Consider the following 22353-nt stretch of genomic DNA (forward strand, 5'->3'; position numbering starts at 1 on the left):
ACAGACAAGGGCGCCTATCTGACACACGGGTTCAACTACCCAAAGTCTGGTCGGCGTCACCCTGCCTGACCGTTGCCACCTCCACATTATCCGGCGATGGCGCGGTAGATTCAATATACGAGGTCTGCCATTCGCACACGGGCTCAACTGCTACGCAGTTGAGCCCGTGTGCGAATGGCAGACCTGACACCGGCACTAGTAGGCGACGCGGAGTTGCAGGTAGGCGGTACGCGGGGCGCCGACCATGCGGCCGGCGTTGCCGTCGACGTTGCGTGTGTAGTAGCGCTGGTCGGCGAGGTTATTGATGCCGGCGGCGATTTCGTAGGCGGCCTGCTTCCACGCCACTTGCGCGTTCCACAGACGGAATCCGGGAATCGCGCCGACACCGGCGTTGGCCGCTTCCGTGACGGTGTTGGCGGTGTCGGCATATTGCATGCTCTGGTGGGTGCTCGACAGATTGGCGGTCCAGCCGCCCACCCGGTAACGCGCGCCGATGGTGTCGGTGTTGCGGGAGTAGAACGGCACATCCAGCCCCGCCGTGGCGCCGGATTCCTGAATCGCCTTGGTGTAGGTGTAGTTGGCGTAGAGATTCAGGCCGGCCAGCGCGCTGCTGTCGTCGAAGGTGTAGTCGAGCGCGGTTTCCAGGCCGTCATGCTTGGTCGCGCCGATGTTCTGGAAGGTGGCCGGCGTGATGCCCGGCACTTGCGCGATCTGGTTGTCGAACTTCAGCTGGAAGGCGGTCACCTCGGCGCTGACACCGGCGCTCTTCCAGCGCGCGCCAACTTCGGTGGTTTTCGCCAGCTCCGGCTTCAGCGGATTGTTGGGTGTCTGCGAGTTCAACTGGGTGTTTTGCACCGCGCCAAACGAGGTGGTGTAGTTGACGAAGACCGTCAGCGCGCGGTTCACCAGATAGGCGACGTTCAGCGATGGCAGCGCTTTGTTGTTGTCGCTCTCGAAGGTCGATTTGGCCGCCACGTCGTCGCGCGTCGAGGCGATTTTTTCGTAGCGCACACCCGGCGTGATGCGCCACTGGCCCAGCGCGATGCGGTCGTCGATGTAGGCGGAGTGGGCGTCGGTGCTGTTGTTGTAGCGCGTGGTGGCGCCGTTCAGGCCGGTCGCGACGCTCTGGCTGTAGCTGTTGTCGTTGCCACGTTCGCGCAGGAAGCGGTAGCCGAACGTGACGTCGTGCGTCAGGCCGCCGGCCTGGTAGCGCTGCGTGTAGCGCGGCTCGACGCCGATCACTTCGTAATTGCGCGGTTGCCAGGTAATTTGCGTGCCGGCGGTGTTGATCAGCGCGCTCTGGCGGAAGCTGTCGTTGTAATAGGCCTTGACTTCAAATTCCTGCGTGGCCGAGATGGTGTTCAGGTAGCCGACGTCCGCGCCTCGGCGGTCGCCGCTCCAGAAATCGGTCGGGCGCGTGTTCTGGAACGGATCGGCGTTGTACTGCGCCACCGTCAGGCCGCCCGGCGTCCGCGACTTGACGTCGTAGTACGAGACCTTGCCGTACACCTCGCTGTGGCCGTTGAGCGGGTAGCGGAACTTGAGCGCGACATCGTTGACTCGTTCGTCGCTGCCCTGGCGCCACTCGCTGCCTTCCATGCCGGAGTACAGCAGCGCCACGCCGAGGCCATTGTCGGCGGTGCCGCCGACGAAGGCGCTGTACTGGCGGTTGCTGCCGCCTTCGCCGAAGTCGTTGTAGCGTACGGTGGCGTCGCCGCGGATGCCCTCGCCTTCGGGAATGGCGCGGCTGCGGAAGTTGATGATGCCGCCGACGTTCTGCGGGCCGTAACGCACCGCACCACCGCCGCGCACCACGTCGATCGTCTCCACATTATTCAGGCTGACCGGCGCGAACGACAGTTGCGGCTGGCCGTAAGGCGCCACCGCCAGCGGGATGCCGTCCATCAGCACCGTCGAGCGCGGCGAGTAACGCCCGCTCAGGCCGCGAATGCCGATGTTGAGCGAGATGGCGCTGCCGGCGGTGCCGGCGTTGTCGGTCGCTTGCACGCCGGGGATACGGCGCAGCACGTCGCCGATGTTGGCGGCGCCGCTGGCGTCGATGTCGTCCTTGTCGACCACGGTGCGCGCGCCGGCGAAGTTCTTGACGCTGTTTTGCAGGCCGGAGCCCAGCCAGCTGCCGGACACCTGGATGCTTTCCATCGGTGCGTCTTCGGTTTGTTGGGCGTGGACCGAGGCGGTCAGCAGGGATGCGGCGGCGGCGAGCGCGGTCAGTTTGAAGTGATGTGACATGTGAGCGAAAGGAAGGTGGAGGAATCGCTCAAATGATAACACTTCTCATTCTCAGTGACTAGCCATAAGCAACTTTCAAGCACACCCTGCAGCATAAACATTCATCTGATATACTTCTTTAAAACATCCTCCACCACCAAGAAAGAAAGCCATGCTTAGCCAACAACACAAAGCCATCATCACCGCCACCGTTCCCGTGCTCGAACAAGGCGGCGAAACGCTGACCCGCCATTTCTATCAGTCGATGTTCCGCGATTATCCCGAGGTGAAGCCGCTGTTTAACGAAGCCAACCAGCACGCAGGCACGCAACAACGCGCACTGGCCAACGCCGTGCTGATGTACGCTAAAAATATCGAAAAGCTGGAGAATCTGGGCCCGCTGGTCAGCACCATCGTCCATAAGCACGTGGCGCTGCAAATTCAGCCGGAACATTACCCGATCGTCGGCGCGTCGCTGCTGAAGGCGATCCGCGAGGTGCTGGGCGCCGAAGTCGCCACCGACGCGGTGATCGAGGCCTGGGGCGCGGCCTACGGCCAACTGGCCGACATCCTGATCGGCGCGGAAGAAAACGCCTACCAACAAAATGCGCAAGCCGAGGGCGGCTGGCGCGGCGCCCGCGCGTTCGAGGTCGCGTCCAAGACGGTCGAAAGCGATGAGATCACGTCCTTCGTGCTGAAACCTGCCGATGGCGGGAAGGTGCTGGCGCACAAGCCGGGACAATACATCGGCATTAATGTGGATTTGAATGGCAAACAACAGCGTCGCCAGTATTCACTGTCGGCCGCCGCCAGCGGCGTCGATTACCGCATCAGCGTCAAGCGCGAACCGGGTGGACTGGTGTCGAATTTCCTGCACGATCAAGTACAGGTCGGCGACAGCATCGAGGTATTTCCGCCGGCCGGCGAGTTTGTGCTGGCCGACAGCGACAAGCCGCTGGTGCTGATCAGCGGCGGCGTCGGCATCACGCCGACGCTGGCGATGCTGACACAGGCGCTGCGCGGCAAGCGCCCGGTCCACTTCATTCACGCGGCCCGTCACGCCGGCGTGCACGCCTTCCGCGAACATATCGATGCGCTGGCGGCCCGGCACCCGCAACTGCAGCGTTTTTACTGCTACGAGCAGGCCGATGCGAACGGCGCACAACCGCACGCCACCGGCTATCTGAATCCGCGGCAGTTGGCAGAATGGCTGCCGCAAACGCGCGACATCGAGGCTTACTTCCTCGGCCCGACACCGTTCATGAAGGCCATCAAGTCACATCTGCACGCGTTGGGCGTGCCGCCGTCCCAGACCTACTATGAGTTCTTCGGACCGGCGGAAGCCCTGGCTTGATGCGTGCGTCCGCCGGCTAGACCAACAGCTTGCGATGCCCGGCGCGCGGCGCGACCGGCGACGCCGGCTCCACCTTGAAGCGGGCCACGGTGCTGCGCAATCCCTCGGCCTGGCCAGCCAGCGCGTGCGCCGCCGCCGTGGCCTGTTCGACCAGCGCCGCGTTCTGCTGCGTGACGTCGTCCATACTGATGATGGCGGCGTTGACCTGCTCGACGCCGGCGCGCTGCTCCACCGAGGCGGCCACCACTTCCCGCATGATGCCGCTGACCCGCTCAATCGCGGTGGAAATATCGGTCATCGAACGGCCGGCCTCGGTCACGGCGCCGGCGCCGCTGCCGATGTCCGCCACCGATCCCATGATCAGCTGACGGATTTCCTGCGACGCCAGCGTGCAGCGCTGCGCCAGTGCGCGCACCTCGCTGGCCACCACGGCAAAGCCGCGGCCCTGCTCGCCGGCGCGGGCCGCTTCCACCGCCGCGTTCAGCGCCAGGATATTGGTCTGGAAAGCGATGCTCTCGATGGTGCCGATCACCTCCGTCATGCGGGTGCTGCCATCGGACAACTTGTCCATGGCGCTGATCACCCGCTCCACCACATCGCCGCCGGCGTTGGCGGTCTGCAGCGCGGTCTCGGCCAAGTCTTGTCCCTGCACCGCATTCTGGCTGTTATTGCCGATGGTCGCGGTGATCTGCTCCATGCTGGCGGCGGTTTCCTCCAGCGACGACGCCTGCTCCTCGGTACGGCGCGACAGGTCGCTATTGCCCTCGGCGATCTCACCGGCGGCATTGGCGATGGCGTCCGCCGAGCCTTGGATCTCGGCCACCATCCGATTCAGGCTGACGCGCATCTGCTCCAGCGAGACGACCAGGCTGTTCTGGTCCAGGTGGGTGGTGTCGACGGCCAGCGCCAGGTTGCCGCCGGCGATTTCACGGGCGATCGCCTGCGCCTCGGCCGGGTCGCCCCCCAGCTGCTTCATGACGCCGCGTGTCAGCATAAAGCTGACCAGCACGCTCACCAACAACGCCAACGCCGACAACACGGTGATCGTGGTGTAAGCCGCTTTGGCGCTACTCCTGGCGGCGGCGCCGGCCACGTTGTTCAGTTCGATCTCTTTTTCCTTGAGCGCGCGCGCAGCATCCACCCAGGCGCGCTGCAACGGGCGCAATTTCCCGATGGCCAGACTGGTGGCCAGTTCGCGGTCGTTGTCGAGGCCGGCCTGTAGCACTTCACGAAATACCGGCAGCGTCGCCGCCTCGCGCTCCCGCAGGCGGGCGAACAATCGCCTTTCTTCGTCGGTGGTGTCGGTCGTGGAATCGAACAATTTGCCCAGCTTGTCGTAGACCTTTTGGTAGTTTTCCTCCTGCAGCTTGATGCGCTCGACTTCCTGATGGATCAGTTCCTTGTCGGTCAACAAGATGATGTTGCGGACGGCCAGTTGCCGGTCCTGGATCGAGATATGCAGCTCATTGGCATAGAGCATTTCGGGATTGTTTAAATCGAGGATGTCGCTGATGTTGCGATCGATTGCCGACACGCCGTACAAGCCGGCGCCGCCGATCAACATTGACAAACTCATCAAAATTGCCAAGCTATACATTAAACGCTGTTTCAATTTCAACCTCATGCGAACTGCCTCCACTTAAACAATATACTGCACGCATAGTACACTATTTCCATTGAGCAATGTTACTTGTTCTAAATTTACCACAGCGCTTTAATTTGATTGACTTTAAGCAACGTAGTAAAATTACATATCATTCATCTTATTACTAAGCACCCCATGATCCCTAAGCATCGCGCCCGCGTGAACCACCGCGATGCGCTCCTGGATGCGCTGAAATCCCTCATTTCCGAGGGAAGCGTGCATGATGTCACGCTGGAAGGCGTGGCCGCGCGAGCCGGCGTCACCAAAGGCGGCCTGATTTACCACTTCAAATCAAAAGAAGCGCTGTTACACGGTTTGGTCGAACGCATGCGCCATCGGGTCGACGCTTACTGCATCGACACAACGCTGGAGCCCCGTGCCGCGCTGAAAAACTTCTTGATTTCGCGCATAGATTATGCGTTCTCGATCGACCAGAAGGAAAAACAGGTCATGGCCAACCTGCTGGCGGCGGCGGCCAGCTACCCATCGCTGCTGACGCCGGTAAGGGCCATGTACGACAACAACGGCGCCGGCAGCCTGGCCGGCATGGCGAACAGCGCCGGCCTGACGCTGTCGGTGTGGACGGCGCTGGATGGCTTTTTGCTGCTGGAAATGCTCAACATCCGCCGCTTCTCCGAGCTGGAGCGGCAGCAGATGAAGGACAATCTGGTCGCGCTGGTCGAGCGCCAGTTCGCGGCACCCGACTAAGCATTCACGCCATCAGAACTTGGCGCGTACGCCGAACACGAAGTTACGGCCCGGCAGCGGCGCGATGTCTTTGAGCACCGAGGTCGAGACGCGGATCTCGTCGTTGGTCAGGTTCTTGGCCAGCGCGAACCAGGTCAGGTCGTAGCCGTTCAGCTTCTGCGTGTACGACAGGTTGGCGTTGAGCTGGTTGTAGCTCGGCGTGTCGGTGGTTTCGAACGAGGCCAGACGATCCTGCGACTGCGCATGCACCAGCGACAGGCCGGCGCGCAACGCGCCCATCTTGTACGCGGCGCTGACGCCGACGCGGTTGGCCGGCTGCAGCGGCAGGCTGCCGCCACGATCCAGTTTGCCGCGCGAGGTGTCGGCGAACACGCGACCGGACCAGCCGGCGCCGGTCGGGTTGTATTCCAGTTCCGCCTCGGCGCCGTGGATGGTGGCGTCGGCCTGCTCGAAAATGCGCTGACGCAGCTCGGTGCCCGGATTGCCCTCTTCATCCAGCAGATTGCCGGTGATGTGGCCATAGATGAAGTCGCTCACCTTGTTGCGGAAGAGGTTGGCCTTCCAGCGCACCAGCCCGCTGGTCTTCTGCAGATTCAGCTCGATATTGCGCGAAGTCTCCTTTTTGAAATCGGCGTTGCCGACGTCGAAGGTGACGGTGGCGTCGTGCGGGCCGGCCGAATACAGCTCTTCGGTCGCCGGCGCCCGCTGCGCATACGACAGCGTCGCGCCCAGCGCGTAGCCCGGCACGAACGGCCACAGGCCGCCCAGCGACGCGGAATGCAGATTGAACGAGCGGTCAACGCCCGTCACCGGTTCGCGCTTGACGCGCTCGACGCGGCCGCCGGCGTTGAGCTTGACTGAGCCGATATCGGTTTCCTCGACCACGAAGGCGGCGTTGGAGGTTGAGCGCGTGACCGGCACGGTGTCCGGGCCGCCCTCGGCACTGAGCGCGGAGAAATGCGTGTTCTCGGTCTGCACGCCAAAGGTGCCATGCCAGCCGGCCACGGCCTTGTGGGTCAGTTCAGCGCGGGTTTCGGTCGAGCGGTTCTTGAAGATCACTTCCGGCAGGCCATCCTGACCGATCTCGGCATGCTGATAATCAGTAAAGCCAGCCTTGAACTTGAAGCTTTCGAAGCCGGCCAACGGCGCTTTGACCAGGCTGTCGATGTCGTAGCGGGTCTGCTTCTGGTCGATCTTCGAGCCTTCGTCGCTCGGGATGCCGTAGACATTGGTCAGGTGCGAGACCGACGCGCCGACGAAGCCCCAGCTGTCGACGAAGGAACCGCCGACGCCGACATTGCGCTCGCGCGTATCGGAATGGGGCAAGCGACCGGAGGCCGAATCGGCATCGCCCAGCACGCGGTTGCCGGGGATTTTGTAATCGCCGGCATTCCGCGCGTTGCCGTCGATGTGCCAGGCGAATTTATCGACCGAGCCGTCGAGCGTGCCCGACATGTTGCGGCCGGTGTCGACGGTGCTGGCGCGCGCTTCGACCTGGCCGGTCAGCTTCGGCTCCAGGGTGGTCGGGATGCGCTCGTTGACCACGTTGACCAGACCGCCGATGGCGCCCGAGCCGTACAGCAGCGCGGCCGGGCCGCGCAGGATTTCGATCTGCTGCGCCACCGCGCCTTCTGCCGCCACCGCGTGGTCGTTGGACAGGCCGGAGACGTCGGAGACGGCCATGCCGTTTTCCAGCATCTTGACACGCGCCCCTTCCAGGCCGCGGATGATCGGCCGCGATGCGCCGGCGCCGAACGCCGACGCCGACACGCCCAGCTCCTGCGACAGCGTTTCGCCCAGCGAGCTGCCGGCCTTGTCGCGCAGCTCGTCGCCGCTCAGCACCTTGGCCGGGGTCAGGATCTGGTCGTTGACGGCGGTGCCGAACGGGTTGGCGGTGACGATCACCTGCTGCACCGCGGGCGCGGCGGTGGACTGGCCGAAGGCCAGCGTGGAATAGGCGGACAGGATCGCGCTGGCCAGCAGCGTGCGTTGGATATTCATGTAAAACCTCTAGCGATGTAGTGACGATCGCGCGCGCAGGCCTTCTCTTCGGGCGCGCGGCGGCGAAAAAACTCAAAATTCAGAACGGATTTCGGGTGTGTCAGGCCAGAGGCGGAGCGCGGGAATGGAAGACGCAGACGGTGCGTTCGCACGCCGGCAGCGTGACCAGCAAAGCGACCGGGCCGGCGCCAAGCGTGGACAGCGCCAGCGTGAGCGGCGCGGTGGTGGCGGCGGCGGCCATCTGGGCCACCGACATGCATTCGGCGCAGACCTTGTCGACCGCGATGCGCTTGCGGTGCTCGGCCTGTTCCTCGTCGCTGAGTTCGGCTGCTGCCAGACCGCTCAACGGCTCCGCGCCGCCCCAGTGGCTATAGACGTGCGCGACTGCCAACTGCTGCGTCAGGAGCAGCAGCAGCGCGAGGCAAGCATGAAGGAGGCGACGACGATACATATGGCCGGTATTTTAACCGCATTCCACGCCGTGTTACCATAGCGGCATGCAAACATCTATCGCCGAAACCCAGATCCGAGCCACCGGCGCCCGTGTCACCCGCCAGCGCGTGCTGGTGCTCGATTTTCTGCTAGGCCAGCAAAAATCGCTGACCCACCACGAAATCCAGGCCCACCTGGCGACCCTGCAGCACGAGGCGCTGGACTCGGTCACGCTGTACCGCGTGCTCGAATGGCTGACCGATAATGAACTGATCCACCGCATCGCCGGCGCCGACCAGGTATGGCGCTTCAGCGCCGGCGCCGGCCATCACGCACACGAACACGCGCATTTCCAGTGTGTCCAGTGCGAACAGGTGACCTGCTTCACCGAGTTGGCGCTGCCGCGCAAGATCAAGCTGCCGGAAGGCTTTCAAACGCAGGAAATCGACTTCCTGATCAAAGGCACTTGCGCGAACTGCAATCGTAAAAACAGCTAACGCAAGTAAGTTGCGTTTAATGCCAAATCCGCTTAATATGCAAGCCATTTGCATTTAAGCGAGATTCGCCATGGCTATTCAAGATACCCGCCTGCCCGTCACCGTCCTTTCCGGCTTTCTGGGCGCGGGCAAGACCACCCTGCTCAACCACATACTGGCCAACCGCGACGGCTTGCGCGTGGCAGTCATCGTCAACGACATGAGCGAGGTCAACATCGACGCCAGCTTGCTGCGCGACGGTAGCAGCAACGCCGGCGCCGCCCTCTCGCGTACCGACGAGAAAATGGTCGAGATGAGCAACGGCTGCATCTGCTGCACGCTGCGCGAGGACCTGCTGCTGGAGGTGCGCAAGCTGGCCGCCGAGGGCCGCTTCGATTATCTGCTGATCGAATCCACCGGCGTTGGCGAGCCGATGCCGGTGGCGGCCACCTTCGATTTCGAGGATGAACACGGACAGTCGCTGAATCAGGTGGCGCGTATCGACACCATGGTGACGGTGGTCGACGCGCTCAACCTGCTGAACGATTACAACAGCACCGATTTCCTGGCCCAGCGCGGCGAAACCGCCGGCGAAGGCGACGACCGCTCGCTGGCTGGCCTGCTGTGCGAGCAGATCGAGTTTGCCGACGTGGTGGTGGTCAGCAAGACCGATCTGGTGACGCTGGAGCAGATGGGCGAAGTGCGCGCGGTGATCAAGGCGCTCAATCCGGGCGCGGAGCTGGTCTACGCCGAACGCGGCGAGGTGCCGCTGAAGAAAGTGCTTGGCACCGGCAAGTTCGATCTGGAGAAGGCCACCGAGATGGCGGGCTGGGCGCGCGAACTGGCCGGCGAGCACACGCCGGAAACCGAGGAATACGGCATTGGCAGCTTTGTGCTGCGCCAGCCGCGCGCGCTGCATCCGCAGCGTTTCGACCTGTTCCTCAACCACGGCTTTCCGGGCCTGGTGCGCGCCAAGGGCTATCTGTGGCTGGCGACGCGGCCGGAATGGGCGGTGGTGTATTCGCGCGCCGGCAAGATCGCCTCGGTCGAGCCGGTCGGCCGCTGGGCCGAGCCGTATGACGACCGTGTCAACGAGGTGGTGTTCATCGGGCGCGACATGGACCGCGACGCCATCGAGGAAGCCTTCGCCTACTGCGTGCTGACCGACGGCGAACAGGCGGCCGGCGAAGCGGCATGGCGCGGTTTTGCCGATCCGTTCCCGCAATGGCACGTGGAGGAATGATATGATCGGCGCACATGAAACCAGCAATCTCCACCCTCGCCTGCGCCCTCGCCACCCTTGCCGCCCTGGCTTTCAGCGGCTGCGCGCCGCTTGCGCCGCGCCATGCGGACACGGTCTCGCAACTGCGCTTCATCGGTGAGCAGCGCCTGCCCTGGCATCAGCACTATCAGGGCACGCTGGTCGGCGGCCTGTCCGGCATCGATTACGACGCCGCCAACGATGAATGGGTGATGATCAGCGACGACCGCTCGCAATACAATCCGGCGCGCTACTACCGCGCCAAACTGGCCTTCGACCGGCACGAGTTCACGTCGGTCCGGCTGACCGGCGTCCACACGCTGCTGCAACCCGATGGCACGGCCTATCCGTCCAAGGCGGCGTACCAGCCCGGCGTGGGCGCGGTGCCGGATCTGGAGTCGATGCGGGTCGATCCGCGCGACGCGAGTATCTGGTATGCCAGCGAGGGCGATGTGCGGCTGGGGCTCGATCCGTTTGTGCGTCACGCAACGCGCGACGGCCGGTATCTGGCCACCTTGCCGCTGCCGCCGATGTTCAGCGTCACCACCCAGCGTATATCGGGGCCGCGCAACAACCAGGCTTTCGAAGGCATCAGCTTCACGCCGGATGGCAACACGCTGTGGGTGTCGCTGGAGGGGCCGATGTATCAGGATGGTCCGGAGCCCGACCCGCAACACGGCGCGCCGGCCCGCATCACGCACTTTACACGCGAGGGCAAGATGCTGGGCCAGTACGTCTATCCGCTGGACCCGATTCCGGCGCGGCCGGGACCGGGCAAGGCGGCCGATAACGGCATCTCGGAGATACTGGCGCTCAGCGACAGCAAACTGCTGGTGCTGGAACGCGCCGGCGTGCAGGCCGCCGATGGCAGCTATCGCACCTTTGTGCGCATCTATGCGGTAGACAGCGCCGACGCGACCGATGTGCGGCAACTGGCCACGCTGAAGGATGCGTCGTTCACGCCGTTGCGCAAACGGCTGGTGCTGGACCTCGATAGCCTCAAGCTGCCGCAGCTCGACAATCTGGAGGGAATGGCGTTCGGCCCGCGCCTAGACGGCGGCCACGCCAGCCTGGTGCTGGTCTCCGACGACAACTTCAACCAGGCCGAGGTTACCCAGTTCCTGCTGTTTGAAGTCATCCCCTGAGATGGCCGGCGGCGTCCGGCAATTGTCGCAGCGGCAGCAACGCTCGAAGCCCGGCGCCAGGTCGCCGAAGTAATCCAGCAACAGCTTCCAGCGGCAAAAGCCGCTTTGCGCGTAGCTGATCATGCGTTCCAGCTTTTCGCGGTCCAGCTCGTGCTTTTCATCGGGCGCCTTGCTCTTCATGAGGAAGAATTTCTGCAGCCGCGTGTCGTCGTGGTAGTACAGCAGCGTGCATTCGGCGTCTTCGCCATCGCGGCCGGCGCGGCCCGATTCCTGATAATAGGCTTCGAGATTGCCTGGCACTTGCAGATGAATCACGAAACGCGTGTCGGTTTTGTCGATGCCCATGCCGAAGGCGTTGGTGGCGACCATGACGCGGCGCTCGCCGTTCATGAACAGATTCTGGTTCTCGCTGCGTACGGCCGACTTCAGCCGGCCGTGATACAAGGTCACGCTTTCGCCGGCGTCGGCCAGCAACTGGCAGGTCTCCTTCACCGCCTTGACGGTGGCCGCGTAGACGATGCCGACACCCGGCGTGTCGCGCACCAGTTCCAGCAGCGTGGCGTTCTTTTCGTCCGGATTGGTGACCTGACGCACCCGGTATTGCAGGTTGGGCCGGTAGATGCCGGTGTTCACCACGCGCAGTCGCGGGCGCGCCAGCTGCACGCGGATATCGGCGATGACGTCATCGGTGGCGGTGGCGGTCAGCGCCAGGACCTGCGGCTGCCCCAACGCCTCAAGCGCGGCGCCGATGTCGAGATAGGCCGGACGGAAGTCATGCCCCCATTGTGAAATGCAGTGTGCCTCGTCAATGACCACCAGCGCGATATCGGACTGCCGTAGCAACTCACGGAATTCCGCCGTGGCCAAACGCTCGGGCGTGCAAAAGATGATGTCCTTGCCCGCGTGTTCGATGGATTCGAGCGCCTCCAGCTCCTCGGCGCGCGACAGGCTGCTGTTCACCTGGGCGGCGCTGGCGATGCCGGCCTCCTCCAGCTTCTCCGCCTGGTCCTTCATCAGCGAGATCAACGGCGACACCACCACCGTGACGCCTGGCATCAGGCGCGCCGGCAACTGGTAGCACAAGGACTTGCCGCTGCCGGTCGGCATGACGGCCAGCGTGTCGTGGCCGGTCAGCACGCTATCGATGACGCGACGCTGGCCATCGCGCAGCGCCGTGATGCCGAACACCTTGCGCAGCAGGCGGTCTATCTGGGTATTGAGGGAAGTAGCCATGGCCGCAGCGTAGTGGAATGTCATGCGCCGCTCTGTACGGCGGCACACGATGCCATCGCTTTCGACGCCGCCGCGACGCCAGGCATCACCATCCGATATCCTTCAGCAGCGGATACGTCAGATCGTCGGGCGGCTTGACCTCGTGCCGCAGGTCGCCGTTGATGGCCGGCTCCATCAGCTGGTTGGGCCGGGCGCTGGTGTCGTAGTGCGACACCGACGACCCCGGCTGGTTGGGACGCGGGGCATACATCAGCACCCGCCCCAGCGGATCGGTGCCGGCGCGCACGGCCAGATTGACGCCGAGATTGGCATACAGGCCCGAGCGCGTACGCGTGCGCTGGGCGATGGCGCTCTTCAGCGCCTGGCCGTCCTCCCGCGTGATGCGCACCACCGGGATGACGATGGCCGGGTCGCTGCCGCCCAGGTCCGGCGGCGGCGCGCCGGGCACATTGTCGGCGACGATGATACCGATGGCGCCGGCGTCCTGCACATGGCGCGCCTTGATGATGAAGGTGCAGCCGCCGCGATCGAGCAGCGCGATCTTGCCGCGCACCGCGCGCGCGTTCAGCGGCGACAGCGGCGCGCAGGCCAGGCCCAGGTCGGGTGGCGTGTCGACCACCGGCATCACCTCGCCGGTCAGGCCGGGACTGGCCAGCGGCGGGCCGAAACTGGCGGTGCCGATCTGGTAGACGCCGGCCACGTCCGGCGGCGCCAGCACGGTCAGGATCGGCGTGCCGGGCTGCAGCACGATGCGCGCCGCGTTGCTGACCTGAACGCCGTTCCACACCAGCTTGCCGGACTTGACGGCCGAGGCGGCGCGTTCGGCGTCGGTCATGTCTTTCCACACCTTGCCGGTGGTGGTGTCGAGCAGGAAGTAGTCCCAGATGCTGGGGGTGCCGGCCAGCAGTTCGCCGGTCTCGTCATCGGTGTAGGTCTGGAAGCCGAGCCCGTGGGCGAACTCGTGCAGCAGCACCGTGACCAAATCGGTGTTGGGACCGTGGTGGTTGTCCAGACCGAGGTAGAACGGCGAGCCGGTCAGGCAGCCGGGCTGGCCGAGGTTGACGTTGAAGCGGGCCCGCAGATCGGGCACTTCGGGGTCGGCGTCGAAGCCGATCAGCTTGTTGGTTTCGGCCTTGCCGTACCAGGCGTTGGGGTGCGGCGCGCCGGGAAAATCGGCAAACACTTCCAGCGCGCCGGCGCTGCCCAGCACGGCGGCGGTGTCGGTGCACGGCAAGGCGTCCCAGGTGGCCAGTACACGGATCGGCACGCTGCTGTCGAGCGTCTCGCCCCACTTGCTGGCGGCGGCCTGAAACGCGTTCAGCCGTTGCGCGCCCAGCGTGGTGCCGGTGTTGCCGCCGACCGGCACCGCCGGCGCCGCGTCGTTGAAGCCGACGCCGGGCGGGTCGCCGTTGACGATGGTGATGGTGGCGGCGGCCCAGCTGAGGCTGGAGAACAGCAGCGCCGCAATCGCGGTGAGCACGGTTTTCATTGACGTTCTCCTGACCGGGGTTGGCAGCGATGGTCGATGCCGCCATCGGTGTTTTTGCGGGCGGTGGCGTAGCGGGCCTGGCGCTCCTCCAGCATCAGGCTGACGCCGCCGTGTTGCGGGCGCGCCAGTTGCGGCGGCGCCTGGCGGGCCAGCGGCGCGTTGGCACGGGCGGCGGCCCTCAGCAGCGCGGCCTGCTCGGGATCGGGCCGGGTCAGCTGGCCGGTCAGCGGGTCCTTGTAGGCCATGAAGCCGCCAGGCGCGACCGGCGTTGACGCCGCCGTCTGGGCCACCGCGGTGACGTGGGGGAATTGCATGAGCCCGTGATCCCCGGCGTGGGCGGCGACCGCCAGCGACGACAAACCAAGCGCCGCCAGCCAGTTGCGCCGGGCACGCGGCCGGCTGCGTGGCCACCGGCCCAGCGCCAGTGCGCCCAGGCACATCAGGGCGATGGTCGCCGGCTCGGGAATCGCGCTGACGCTGATGGTGTCGATGCCGATGTAATTGCCATTGAGACGGGTATCGTCGGCGACGTAGCGGAAGGCGAAGCGGCCGTTGGCGGGCGCGGCCAGCCCGTTGACCTGCAAGGCAAGGTCTTGCCAGCCGGTGTCGGTGGCCGATTCATAGCCGGCCAGCAAGGAATAGCCGGCGCCGCTATCGAGATAGACTTCGACCCGGTCCAGCGCGCCCTCCCCCAGCAGCCGCAGCGAGAAGTTCAGCGTTTCGCCGTTGACCAGCAGCAGCGCGGGCGTGTACAGCCAGTTGTCGATGGCGCCACCAAAGGCGGCGTTGTTGAAATTGGCGGCGATGTAGGAATCGGCCGGACCGGCGGCGGCCGGAAAGAAAGCCTGGTTGCCCTGGAACCAGCTGGTGCCGCCGGGTGGTGAGCTGCGGTTGTCGAACCGCCAGCCTTTGGCGGCCAGCGTCGTGATATCGTCAAAGCCTTCAACCAGCAAAGGCGCTGCAACAGCGGAGCAACTGGCGGTGACTGCAAGCAGCCCCGCCAGACGTGTGAACAAGTTCATGTCATCCCCCAGAAGTAGTTGTGCGGCTCAACCTGCTTTGGTTAGACTGGGTCATGGTTGTTGAGTTCCCGGGCATGTGAATAATGTATGGGCTGGCGATCGACGGCGCTTGCCGGGGAAACTCGGCATGGGTCGCGGCTTTCGCCGCGACGACGTGGGGCGGTTTTTCTCGATGTTTTTCTCTATGTTTTTCTCTATGTTTTTCTCTATGTAACGCGCAGGTAAAGACGTGTAAATGCGCCGGTTGGCGCGGGGTGCGCTGGTATAATGGCAACTCTACCGTACAGAGACGGTGTGCCGTCCAGACCATGCAAAAGATCCTGCTTACCTGCTGCCTGACCGGCAGCGCGATTCTGCCTGCTTACGCCCAAACCACCACCCCCGACAAGCCAGCCACCAAGCCAGCCGCCGCGACCAAGACCCAGGAAGCCGCCGCGGTCGTGCCGGAGGTGACGGTATCGGCCGAGCGCCCGACCAACCGCATCGACCGCCAGGTCTACGATGTCAAATCCGACGTTTCCAGCACCAACGGCACCGCCGCCGATGCGCTCAACAACGTGCCGTCAGTCAACGTCGATCCGGACGGCAGCCTGACGCTGCGCGGCAGCAGCAATGTGCAGGTCATGATCGATGGCAAGCCGTCGGCGATGCTGCAAGGCGACAACCGCGGCCCGGCCCTGCAAGCCATGGCGGCCGACGACATCGAGTCGATCGAGGTGATCAACAATCCCGGCGCGCAGTTCGGCAACGAGGCCGGCGGCGGCCCGATCCTGAATCTGGTGATGCGCCGCAACCGCAAGCCGGGCGGCGTGACCACGGTCAACGCCAACGGCGGCACCGCCGGCCGCTACAACAGCGCCGTCAACAGCAGCTACAACGAGGGCGCCTGGGGTTTCCAGGGCAGCGCCAACGTGCGCCACGACGGCCGCAACTCGGTGGCCGAGGTCACTCGCGACCGGCTCGACCCGACCAGCGGCCAGTTCGTGCACAGCAGCCAGGAATCGTCCGGCCGCGGCCTGAACGACATGGCCGGCCTGAACGGCAGCGTCAGCTACAACCTGAACCAGAACGACACGCTGACCGGCAGCGCCTCCTACAACAGCCGCACCAACGACCAGCACGCCACCGACCACTACGTCAACGGCGCCACCGGCCTGATCCCTGCCAGCGATTATGTGCGCGACGCCGTGCGCAACGGCGACAGCACCAACTTCGGCTGGGGCGGCCGCTACGACCACAAGGGCGCGCTGCCCGGCGAAACGCTGAAGATCGACCTGCGTGTATCGGCCTCGGAAAACCAGAACGACAGCGACTACGCCAACACCTATGCGACCGCCGGCATGATCGACACGCGCGCCCGGCAGCACAACCAGTTCAGCACCCGCATAGTCGACTTCACCGGCGACTACGAGCGGCCGCTGTGGGGCGGCACCGCCAAGGCGGGCTACAAGGTGGCCACCAACAACAACGAGAACAGCACGCTGTACACCGACATCGATCCGTTCACCGGCACCGCGCGCGTCAACAACGGCCGCAGCAATGCCTATGAGCTGGACGAAACCGTGTACGCGCTATACGGCAGCTATCAGATGCGGCTGAGCGAGCGCTGGGGCGCGCTGGCCGGCCTGCGCACCGAGTACACCGACATGGACATTGACCAGATCACCGGCGGCGTCAAGGCGAAGAACCACTACATCAACTACATTCCCAGCGCCTACGCGACCTACAAGGTCAGCAACGATGCCAACCTGCGCTTCTCGTATGCGCGCCGCATCCGCCGTCCGAATGCCAACGACCTCAATCCGTATGTGACCTACCGCGACGAGCTCAACGTCTCCTCGGGCAATCCCAACCTCAAGCCGACCAAGACCGACTCGTTTGAGGTCGGCTACGAAACGCGTTTCGGCGGTCTGGAAACCAATCTGCGCGGCTACTACCGCCGCGACACCGACGCCATCGTCGATTACCGCTACTTCGTGGCGCCGAACGTGCTGCTGACCACCAAGGCCAATGGCGAAGGCAGCCATTCGAGCGGGCTGGAATTTACCGTCAGCGGCAAGCTGACGCCGGCGCTGACCTTGAACACCAGCGGCAATCTGATGCGTGCGCAGCAGAGCTTCTACGACGATACCGGCGTGCTGGTCGAGCGCACCGCCAATTCGCTGAGCGGACGCGTGCGGTTAAACTATCAGTACGATCCGGCCAACCAGTTCCAGGTGGCGTTGCAGATGATGGGCAAGCAGTTGTCCGGCCAGGGCTATCGTTCGCCCAACCATTCGGTCAACGCCAGCTGGCGCCATATCCTGTCGCCGCAACTGACGCTGGTGGCGAATGTAACGGACATCTTTAACACCAACAAGATGGAGACCATCGTCGACAGCAACACGCTGCGCGAGACCAGCACCCGCCGCTTCGATGGCCGCGTGGTGTATCTCGGCCTGTCGTACCGCTTCGGCGGCACGGCGTCCAGCGCCGACAAGCGCGACGAAGGCGGCTGGGGGCCGCGTCCCGGCGGACCGGGTGGCCCTGGCGGCCCCGGCCCCGGCTTCGGACCGCCGCCGGGCGCCTGATATCAGGCCGGCGTCACGGTGTTTTGAACCACACGGTGACGCACAAGCCACGCCCCGCTTCGCCCTCGCTTAACACGATGTCGGCCTGATGATGGTCGGCGATGTTGCGGACGATCGACAGGCCAAGGCCGCAGCCCCATACCTGCTGGCCGTCCGGCCGGAAGAAACGGTCGAACAGCCGCGCGCGATATTCGGCCGCCACACCGGGGCCGTTATCGCGCACGCGTAACAGCGGGCGGCAGTTTTCCCAGGCCGTCTGCAAATCCACCTTGCCGCCCGGCTGCGTGTAGCGCAGCGCATTGTCGATCAGATTATTCAGCAGCACGCGCAGGCCGTCGGCGTCGGCCACGATCACCACTTGCGCCGGCGCCTCGACACCCAGATCGATGTTACGGCTGTCGGCCAGCGCGGAATGGTCGGCCACCGCCGCCTCCAGCAGCAAGCCCAGATCGACCTGCCGCCGCTGCGCCGCGCCGAGCGGCGTTTCATGGCGCGCCAGGCTGAGTAGCTGGCGAACCAGATGCGTGCCGCGGTCCAGCCGCTCGTGCAGCTTGGCCAGCGCCACCTGCCGCGCCTCGTCGCTGCCGGCCCGTTCCACCAGTTGCAATTGCAGCTTGAGTGCCGTCAGCGGCGAACGCAGTTCGTGCGCCGCGTCGGCGACGAAAGTGCGCTGCGCCGTCAACGCCACTTCAAAGCGCTGCATCAATCCATTCAAGGCCTGCGCCACCGGTCGCAGCTCCGGCGGCATGTCTTGCGTCGGCAGCGGCGTCAGTGCGTCCGGCGTGCGGCCTTCCACCGCCTGCGCCAGCCGGCGCATCGGCCGCAGCGCGCGCCCCACCACCACCACGATAAGCACCGCCAGCAGCGCGCCGAACAACAGCAGCGGCGCGCCGGCGCGCAAGGCCATGCTGACCGCCAGCGCGTCGCGCACCGCCATCCGCTGCGCCACCTGCACATAGTGGCCGCGCCGGCTCTCGCCGTACAGGCGCCATGGCTCGCCGTCGACCATCGCCATCGAAAAACCCCGCACCGCGTAGCGCGGCAGCTCCTGCCGGCCAAGCACCAGCGATTGCGCATGGCCATCGTCATCCCAGGCCTGCAACACGAATTCTTCCTCGGGATCTTCGGCCACCGGCAGGCCGCTGTCCGGCGCGAATTCGTGCGGCAACGCCGCCGCCAGCTGGCGCAGCTGAAGGTCCGCCAGTTCGTTGGTCTCGCTCAGCAGCACGTGATATAACGACACGCCCGCGCCCAGCACGCACAGCAGCATCGCGCCCATCAGGCCAAGCAGCAGCTGGCGGCGAATGGACATCATTCGGCCGCCGGAATCTTGTAGCCGACGCCGCGCACGTTCTTGATAAAGTCGGTGCCGAATTTTTTGCGCAGATGGTGCACATACACGTCCACCGTGTTGCTTTCCACCTCGCTGTTCCAGCCGTAGAGTTTTTCTTCCAGCTGGCTCTTGGACACCACGCTGCCCGGATTGTCCAGCAAGGCGCGCAGCACGGAGAACTCGCGCGCCGACAGTTTGACCGGCTCGCCCTCGAAGGTCGCCTCGTGGCTGGCCAGGTCCAGCGTCAGCGCGCCATGTTCGATCACGGAGCGGGTGCGATTGACGCGCCGGCGCAGCAGCGCGCGGATGCGCGCCAGCAGTTCGTCGAGATCGAAGGGTTTGACCAGATAGTCGTCGGCGCCGGCGTCCAGGCCGGCCACGCGGGCCGGCGTGCCGTCGCGCGCGGTGATGATCAGTACCGGCAGGTCGGCGCCGCGCTTGCGCGTCGACCGCAGCACGTCCATGCCCTGCTTGCCCGGCAGGCCGAGGTCGAGCAGCATCAGGTCGTAGTCGACACCGGCCAGCGCCAGTTCGGCGTCGCGGCCATCGCGCACCCAGTCGACCGCGTAGTTCTCGCCACGCAGGCCTTCGACGATGCTCTCGCCGATCATTGGATCGTCTTCCACCAGAAGCAGACGCACGCCGCTATCTCCCCGCCATTACATTCCCATGCACATGCACGTCATGTTACTCCACCAGCGCCCTGGCGTCGGCGACCTGGCCGCGGTAGGCGTCGAAGATTTTCTTCAGCGCCTCGGCCATGGTGGTGCTTGGCTTCCAGTCCAGTTCCTCGCAGGTGTTGGTGATCTTTGGCACACGGTTCTGCACGTCCTGGTAGCCGGCGCCGTAGTAGGCGCCCGAGGTGGTTTCGACGATCCTGACCTTGGCGGCGCCGGTGGCGTATTCGGGATACTGCTTGGCCAGTTCCATCATCATGGCGGCCAGTTCGCGGATCGAGTAATTGTTGACCGGATTGCCGATGTTGTAGATCTTGCCGGTGGCGGCGCCGTTCTTGTTCTCGATAATCTTCATCAGCGCGTCGATGCCGTCGTCGATGTCGGTGAAGGCGCGTTTCTGGTGGCCGCCGTCGACCAGCGAGATGTTCTCGCCGCGCACGATGTGGCCGAAGAACTGCGTCACCACGCGCGACGAGCCTTCCTTCGGCGTGTGGATCGAATCGAGGCCGGCGCCGATCCAGTTGAATGGACGGAACAGCGTGAAGTTCAGGCCTTCCATGCCATAGCCCCAGATCACGCGGTCCATCAGCTGCTTGGCGTTGGAATAGATCCAGCGCGGCTTGTTGATCGGGCCGCAGATCAGCTCCGAGTTCTCCGGATCGAATTCCTCGTCGTGGCACATGCCATACACTTCCGAGGTCGATGGGAACACCAGGTGCTTGCCGTACTTGGCGGCCGAACGCACGATCGGCAGATTGGCCTCGAAGTCCAGTTCAAACACGCGCAGCGGCGCCTTGACGTAGGTCGACGGCGTGGCGATGGCCACCAGCGGCAGGATCACGTCGCACTTCTTGACGTGGTATTCCACCCATTCCTTGTTGATGGTGATGTCGCCCTCGAAGAAGTGCATGCGCGGGTGCGCCAGCAGGTCCGGAATACGGTCGCTGTTCATGTCCATGCCGTAGACATGCCAGTCGGTGGTTGCCAGAATGCGTTGCGACAGGTGGTGGCCGATAAAGCCGTTGACGCCGAGGATAAGAACTTTTTTCACTTGCTGCACCATCAGGTAATCGTTGAAGTCTAACATTGTGCCTAGGCAATCATTAACGCCGCATTAAGGCGACGAAACGACCACCACCTCGCTGCCGCGCGCCCGTTCCCGCATCGGCAGGCCTTGCCGGCGCGCCTCGGCATACAGGTCTTCGCGGATGATGGCGTATTGCGGCTGGCCCTGCGCGGCGGTCGCGCGCCAGCGCGCATAAAATTCGTCCAGCGACGCGATGCCGCGCCCCGGCTCCTGTAGCAGACCGAATTCCAGCTCGCCCACGTAGTTCACCGGGATCACCGTGTGGCCCATGTAGAAAGTCATCGACTGCTCATAGGTGCCGACCGAGTAGACCGGCGTCTCGGCGCGCAGCTCGCCGCGTATCGCCAGCGCGGCGTCGCGCCCCGCCTTGACGCGACCGAACTGCTCGTGCGACGCCATCAGCAATTGCGTCAGCAACCAGCCGCCGACCGCCACCGCCAGCACGGCGGCGACGCGCTGGCCGCGCGCCTCGGCGAACCACGCCGCCAGGCCGCACAGCAGCGCCGCGCCAAAGCCGGCCAGCAGCAGCGCTGTATTCAGATGAGGGATAATCCGCACGCAGCCCAGCCCGACCAGGCCCACCACCGCCAGCAGCCCGGCCACCAGCAGCAGCATCGAGCGCGGCGCGCGCGCCAGATAGACGCCGGTCAGCAGCGCCATCGCCGGGAACACCGGCAGCATGTAGCCCGGCAGCTTGGAGCTGGAGTAACTGAAGAAGAACAGGATGAAGACGGTCCACACCAGCAGCATCTGGGTCGGCTGGAAGCGGCCGGTGACGCGCTTGCGCGCGGACACCAGTGCCACCGGCAGCAGCGGCAGCCACGGTATGGTCGCCGGCAGCATCAGCACCAGGAAGTAGTACCACGGCCCTTCGCGGTGATGGGTCTTGAGGAAGAAACGGTCCCAGTGCTCGTGGATGAAGAAGAAATGCGGCTGCTCGGGATTACGCGCGCCCACCAGCAGGAACCATGGCACGGCGATCAGCAGCAGCAGCGCCAGTCCGGAGAAGAGATGGAGCCGACGCAGAATCGCGCGGTCGCCGCTGACCAGCATGTAGATGGCCAGCACGCCGCCCGGCAGCACCACGCCGATCAGGCCCTTGGTCAGCACCGACAGCGCCATGCCCGCCCAGCACAACAGCATCCAGTTACGCCGCTCCACCGCCGTGGCGTCGTCACGCTGCGCCAGCAGCAGCGCGCACAGAATCAGCGCCATGCTCGCGGCCACCGGCAGATCGAGCGAATTGAATTGCGACGCGGCCGCCCAGAACAGCGTGGAGCCCAGCACCAGCGCCGCATACAAGCCGGCGCGCTCGCCGAATACGCGACGACCGGTGTAGGCCACCAGGAACACGCCGCCGATGCCGCACACGCCATTCCACAAGCGGGCCTGCCAGTCGCCCAGTCCAAACAGCGTGAACGCCACGGCGCTCATCCAGGTGTGCAGCGGCGGTTTCTCGAAGTATTTAATGCCGTTCAGGCGGGTGGTGATCCAGTCGCCGGTGAGGAGCATCTCACGCGCCATTTCGGCATAGCGGCCCTCGTCGGGAGGAATCAGTGTGCGCACGTCGAGCACCAGCAGCGAACACACGATAAACACGGCGGCCAGCAAGAACAGCGCCGCCTTGGAACGGAAGAAAACAGGCATGGACGAAAGGATGCGTAGGAAAGTATTTAGTCTACGGGAGAATT

17 protein-coding genes are annotated in these 22353 nt (G+C 64.7%); 6 read left to right on the forward strand and 11 right to left on the reverse strand.

Features of this window, described 5'->3' with window-relative positions; translation table 11 throughout:
* Positions 1-195: 195 nt before the first annotated feature.
* A complete protein-coding gene (locus GTP44_RS15805) occupies positions 196-2250 on the reverse strand; it encodes a TonB-dependent receptor family protein (RefSeq protein WP_161020190.1) in 2055 nt (684 codons plus the stop codon).
* Between the two features lie 151 nt (positions 2251-2401).
* On the opposite strand from GTP44_RS15805, the gene hmpA reads away from it, so the two are divergent.
* On the forward strand, positions 2402-3583 hold the full coding sequence (gene hmpA / locus GTP44_RS15810) for an NO-inducible flavohemoprotein (RefSeq protein ID WP_161020191.1): 1182 nt from the start codon (positions 2402-2404) through the stop codon (positions 3581-3583).
* Positions 3584-3599: 16 nt separating this feature from the next.
* Here the strand turns inward: hmpA and GTP44_RS15815 are convergent, their stop codons facing one another.
* The gene (locus tag GTP44_RS15815; protein WP_267875236.1) at positions 3600-5207 is read right to left on the reverse strand and encodes a methyl-accepting chemotaxis protein; all 1608 of its coding nucleotides are present in this window, start codon (positions 5205-5207) and stop codon (positions 3600-3602) included.
* Between the two features lie 156 nt (positions 5208-5363).
* On the opposite strand from GTP44_RS15815, the gene GTP44_RS27845 reads away from it, so the two are divergent.
* Complete coding sequence (locus GTP44_RS27845; RefSeq protein ID WP_161020193.1) at positions 5364-5936, forward strand: TetR/AcrR family transcriptional regulator; 573 nt, start codon at positions 5364-5366, stop codon at positions 5934-5936.
* A 12-nt stretch (positions 5937-5948) separates the two neighbouring features.
* Here the strand turns inward: GTP44_RS27845 and GTP44_RS15825 are convergent, their stop codons facing one another.
* Both GTP44_RS15825 and GTP44_RS15830 read right to left on the reverse strand, forming a co-directional pair.
* On the reverse strand, positions 5949-7937 hold the full coding sequence (locus GTP44_RS15825) for a TonB-dependent receptor (RefSeq protein WP_161020194.1): 1989 nt from the start codon (positions 7935-7937) through the stop codon (positions 5949-5951).
* Positions 7938-8037: 100 nt separating this feature from the next.
* Positions 8038-8328, reverse strand: a complete 291-nt coding sequence (locus GTP44_RS15830; protein WP_161020195.1) for a hypothetical protein — start codon at positions 8326-8328, stop codon at positions 8038-8040.
* A gap of 106 nt (positions 8329-8434) precedes the next feature.
* Here GTP44_RS15830 and GTP44_RS15835 point away from each other — a divergent pair, with 106 nt between their 5' ends.
* From GTP44_RS15835 to GTP44_RS15845, 3 genes are all read left to right on the forward strand, one after another.
* Positions 8435-8866 (forward strand): Fur family transcriptional regulator, encoded by a 432-nt coding sequence (locus GTP44_RS15835; protein ID WP_161020196.1) that lies wholly within the window; start codon positions 8435-8437, stop codon positions 8864-8866.
* A 70-nt stretch (positions 8867-8936) separates the two neighbouring features.
* Entirely contained in the window at positions 8937-10088 is a 1152-nt protein-coding gene (locus GTP44_RS15840) for a GTP-binding protein (RefSeq protein ID WP_161020197.1), read from the forward strand.
* 14 nt (positions 10089-10102) lie between these two features.
* Entirely contained in the window at positions 10103-11251 is a 1149-nt protein-coding gene (locus GTP44_RS15845; RefSeq protein ID WP_161020198.1) for an esterase-like activity of phytase family protein, read from the forward strand.
* Here the strand turns inward: GTP44_RS15845 and GTP44_RS15850 are convergent.
* From GTP44_RS15850 to GTP44_RS15860, 3 genes are all read right to left on the reverse strand, one after another.
* A complete protein-coding gene (locus GTP44_RS15850) occupies positions 11156-12484 on the reverse strand; it encodes a RecQ family ATP-dependent DNA helicase (protein ID WP_161020199.1) in 1329 nt (442 codons plus the stop codon). The genes GTP44_RS15845 and GTP44_RS15850 overlap by 96 nt on opposite strands.
* Positions 12485-12569: 85 nt before the next feature.
* Entirely contained in the window at positions 12570-13973 is a 1404-nt protein-coding gene (locus GTP44_RS15855) for a PA domain-containing protein (protein WP_161020200.1), read from the reverse strand.
* Positions 13970-14995 (reverse strand): choice-of-anchor J family PEP-CTERM protein, encoded by a 1026-nt coding sequence (locus tag GTP44_RS15860; protein ID WP_161020201.1) that lies wholly within the window; start codon positions 14993-14995, stop codon positions 13970-13972. Before GTP44_RS15860 ends, GTP44_RS15855 begins: the two co-directional genes overlap by 4 nt.
* A gap of 308 nt (positions 14996-15303) precedes the next feature.
* Here GTP44_RS15860 and GTP44_RS15865 point away from each other — a divergent pair, with 308 nt between their 5' ends.
* Positions 15304-17565, forward strand: coding sequence for an outer membrane beta-barrel family protein (locus GTP44_RS15865; RefSeq protein WP_161020202.1), 2262 nt, complete (start codon positions 15304-15306; stop codon positions 17563-17565).
* Positions 17566-17578: 13 nt separating this feature from the next.
* Here GTP44_RS15865 and GTP44_RS15870 read toward each other — a convergent pair whose 3' ends face one another.
* From GTP44_RS15870 to GTP44_RS15885, 4 genes are all read right to left on the reverse strand, one after another.
* Positions 17579-18880, reverse strand: coding sequence for an ATP-binding protein (locus GTP44_RS15870; protein WP_161020203.1), 1302 nt, complete (start codon positions 18878-18880; stop codon positions 17579-17581).
* Positions 18877-19539 carry a response regulator gene (locus GTP44_RS15875; protein WP_160990582.1) on the reverse strand — a complete coding sequence of 221 codons (663 nt, stop codon included), beginning with the start codon at positions 19537-19539 and terminating at the stop codon, positions 18877-18879. The genes GTP44_RS15870 and GTP44_RS15875 overlap by 4 nt, the downstream gene beginning before the upstream one ends.
* A 46-nt stretch (positions 19540-19585) precedes the next feature.
* Positions 19586-20626, reverse strand: a complete 1041-nt coding sequence (locus GTP44_RS15880) for a bifunctional UDP-4-keto-pentose/UDP-xylose synthase (RefSeq protein WP_161020204.1) — start codon at positions 20624-20626, stop codon at positions 19586-19588.
* A gap of 63 nt (positions 20627-20689) precedes the next feature.
* Positions 20690-22309, reverse strand: a complete 1620-nt coding sequence (locus GTP44_RS15885; protein WP_161020205.1) for a glycosyltransferase family 39 protein — start codon at positions 22307-22309, stop codon at positions 20690-20692.
* Positions 22310-22353: the final 44 nt, after the last annotated feature.

It is taken from the genome of Duganella lactea (genome assembly GCF_009857505.1).
Classification (GTDB): domain Bacteria; phylum Pseudomonadota; class Gammaproteobacteria; order Burkholderiales; family Burkholderiaceae_D; genus Rugamonas; species Rugamonas lactea.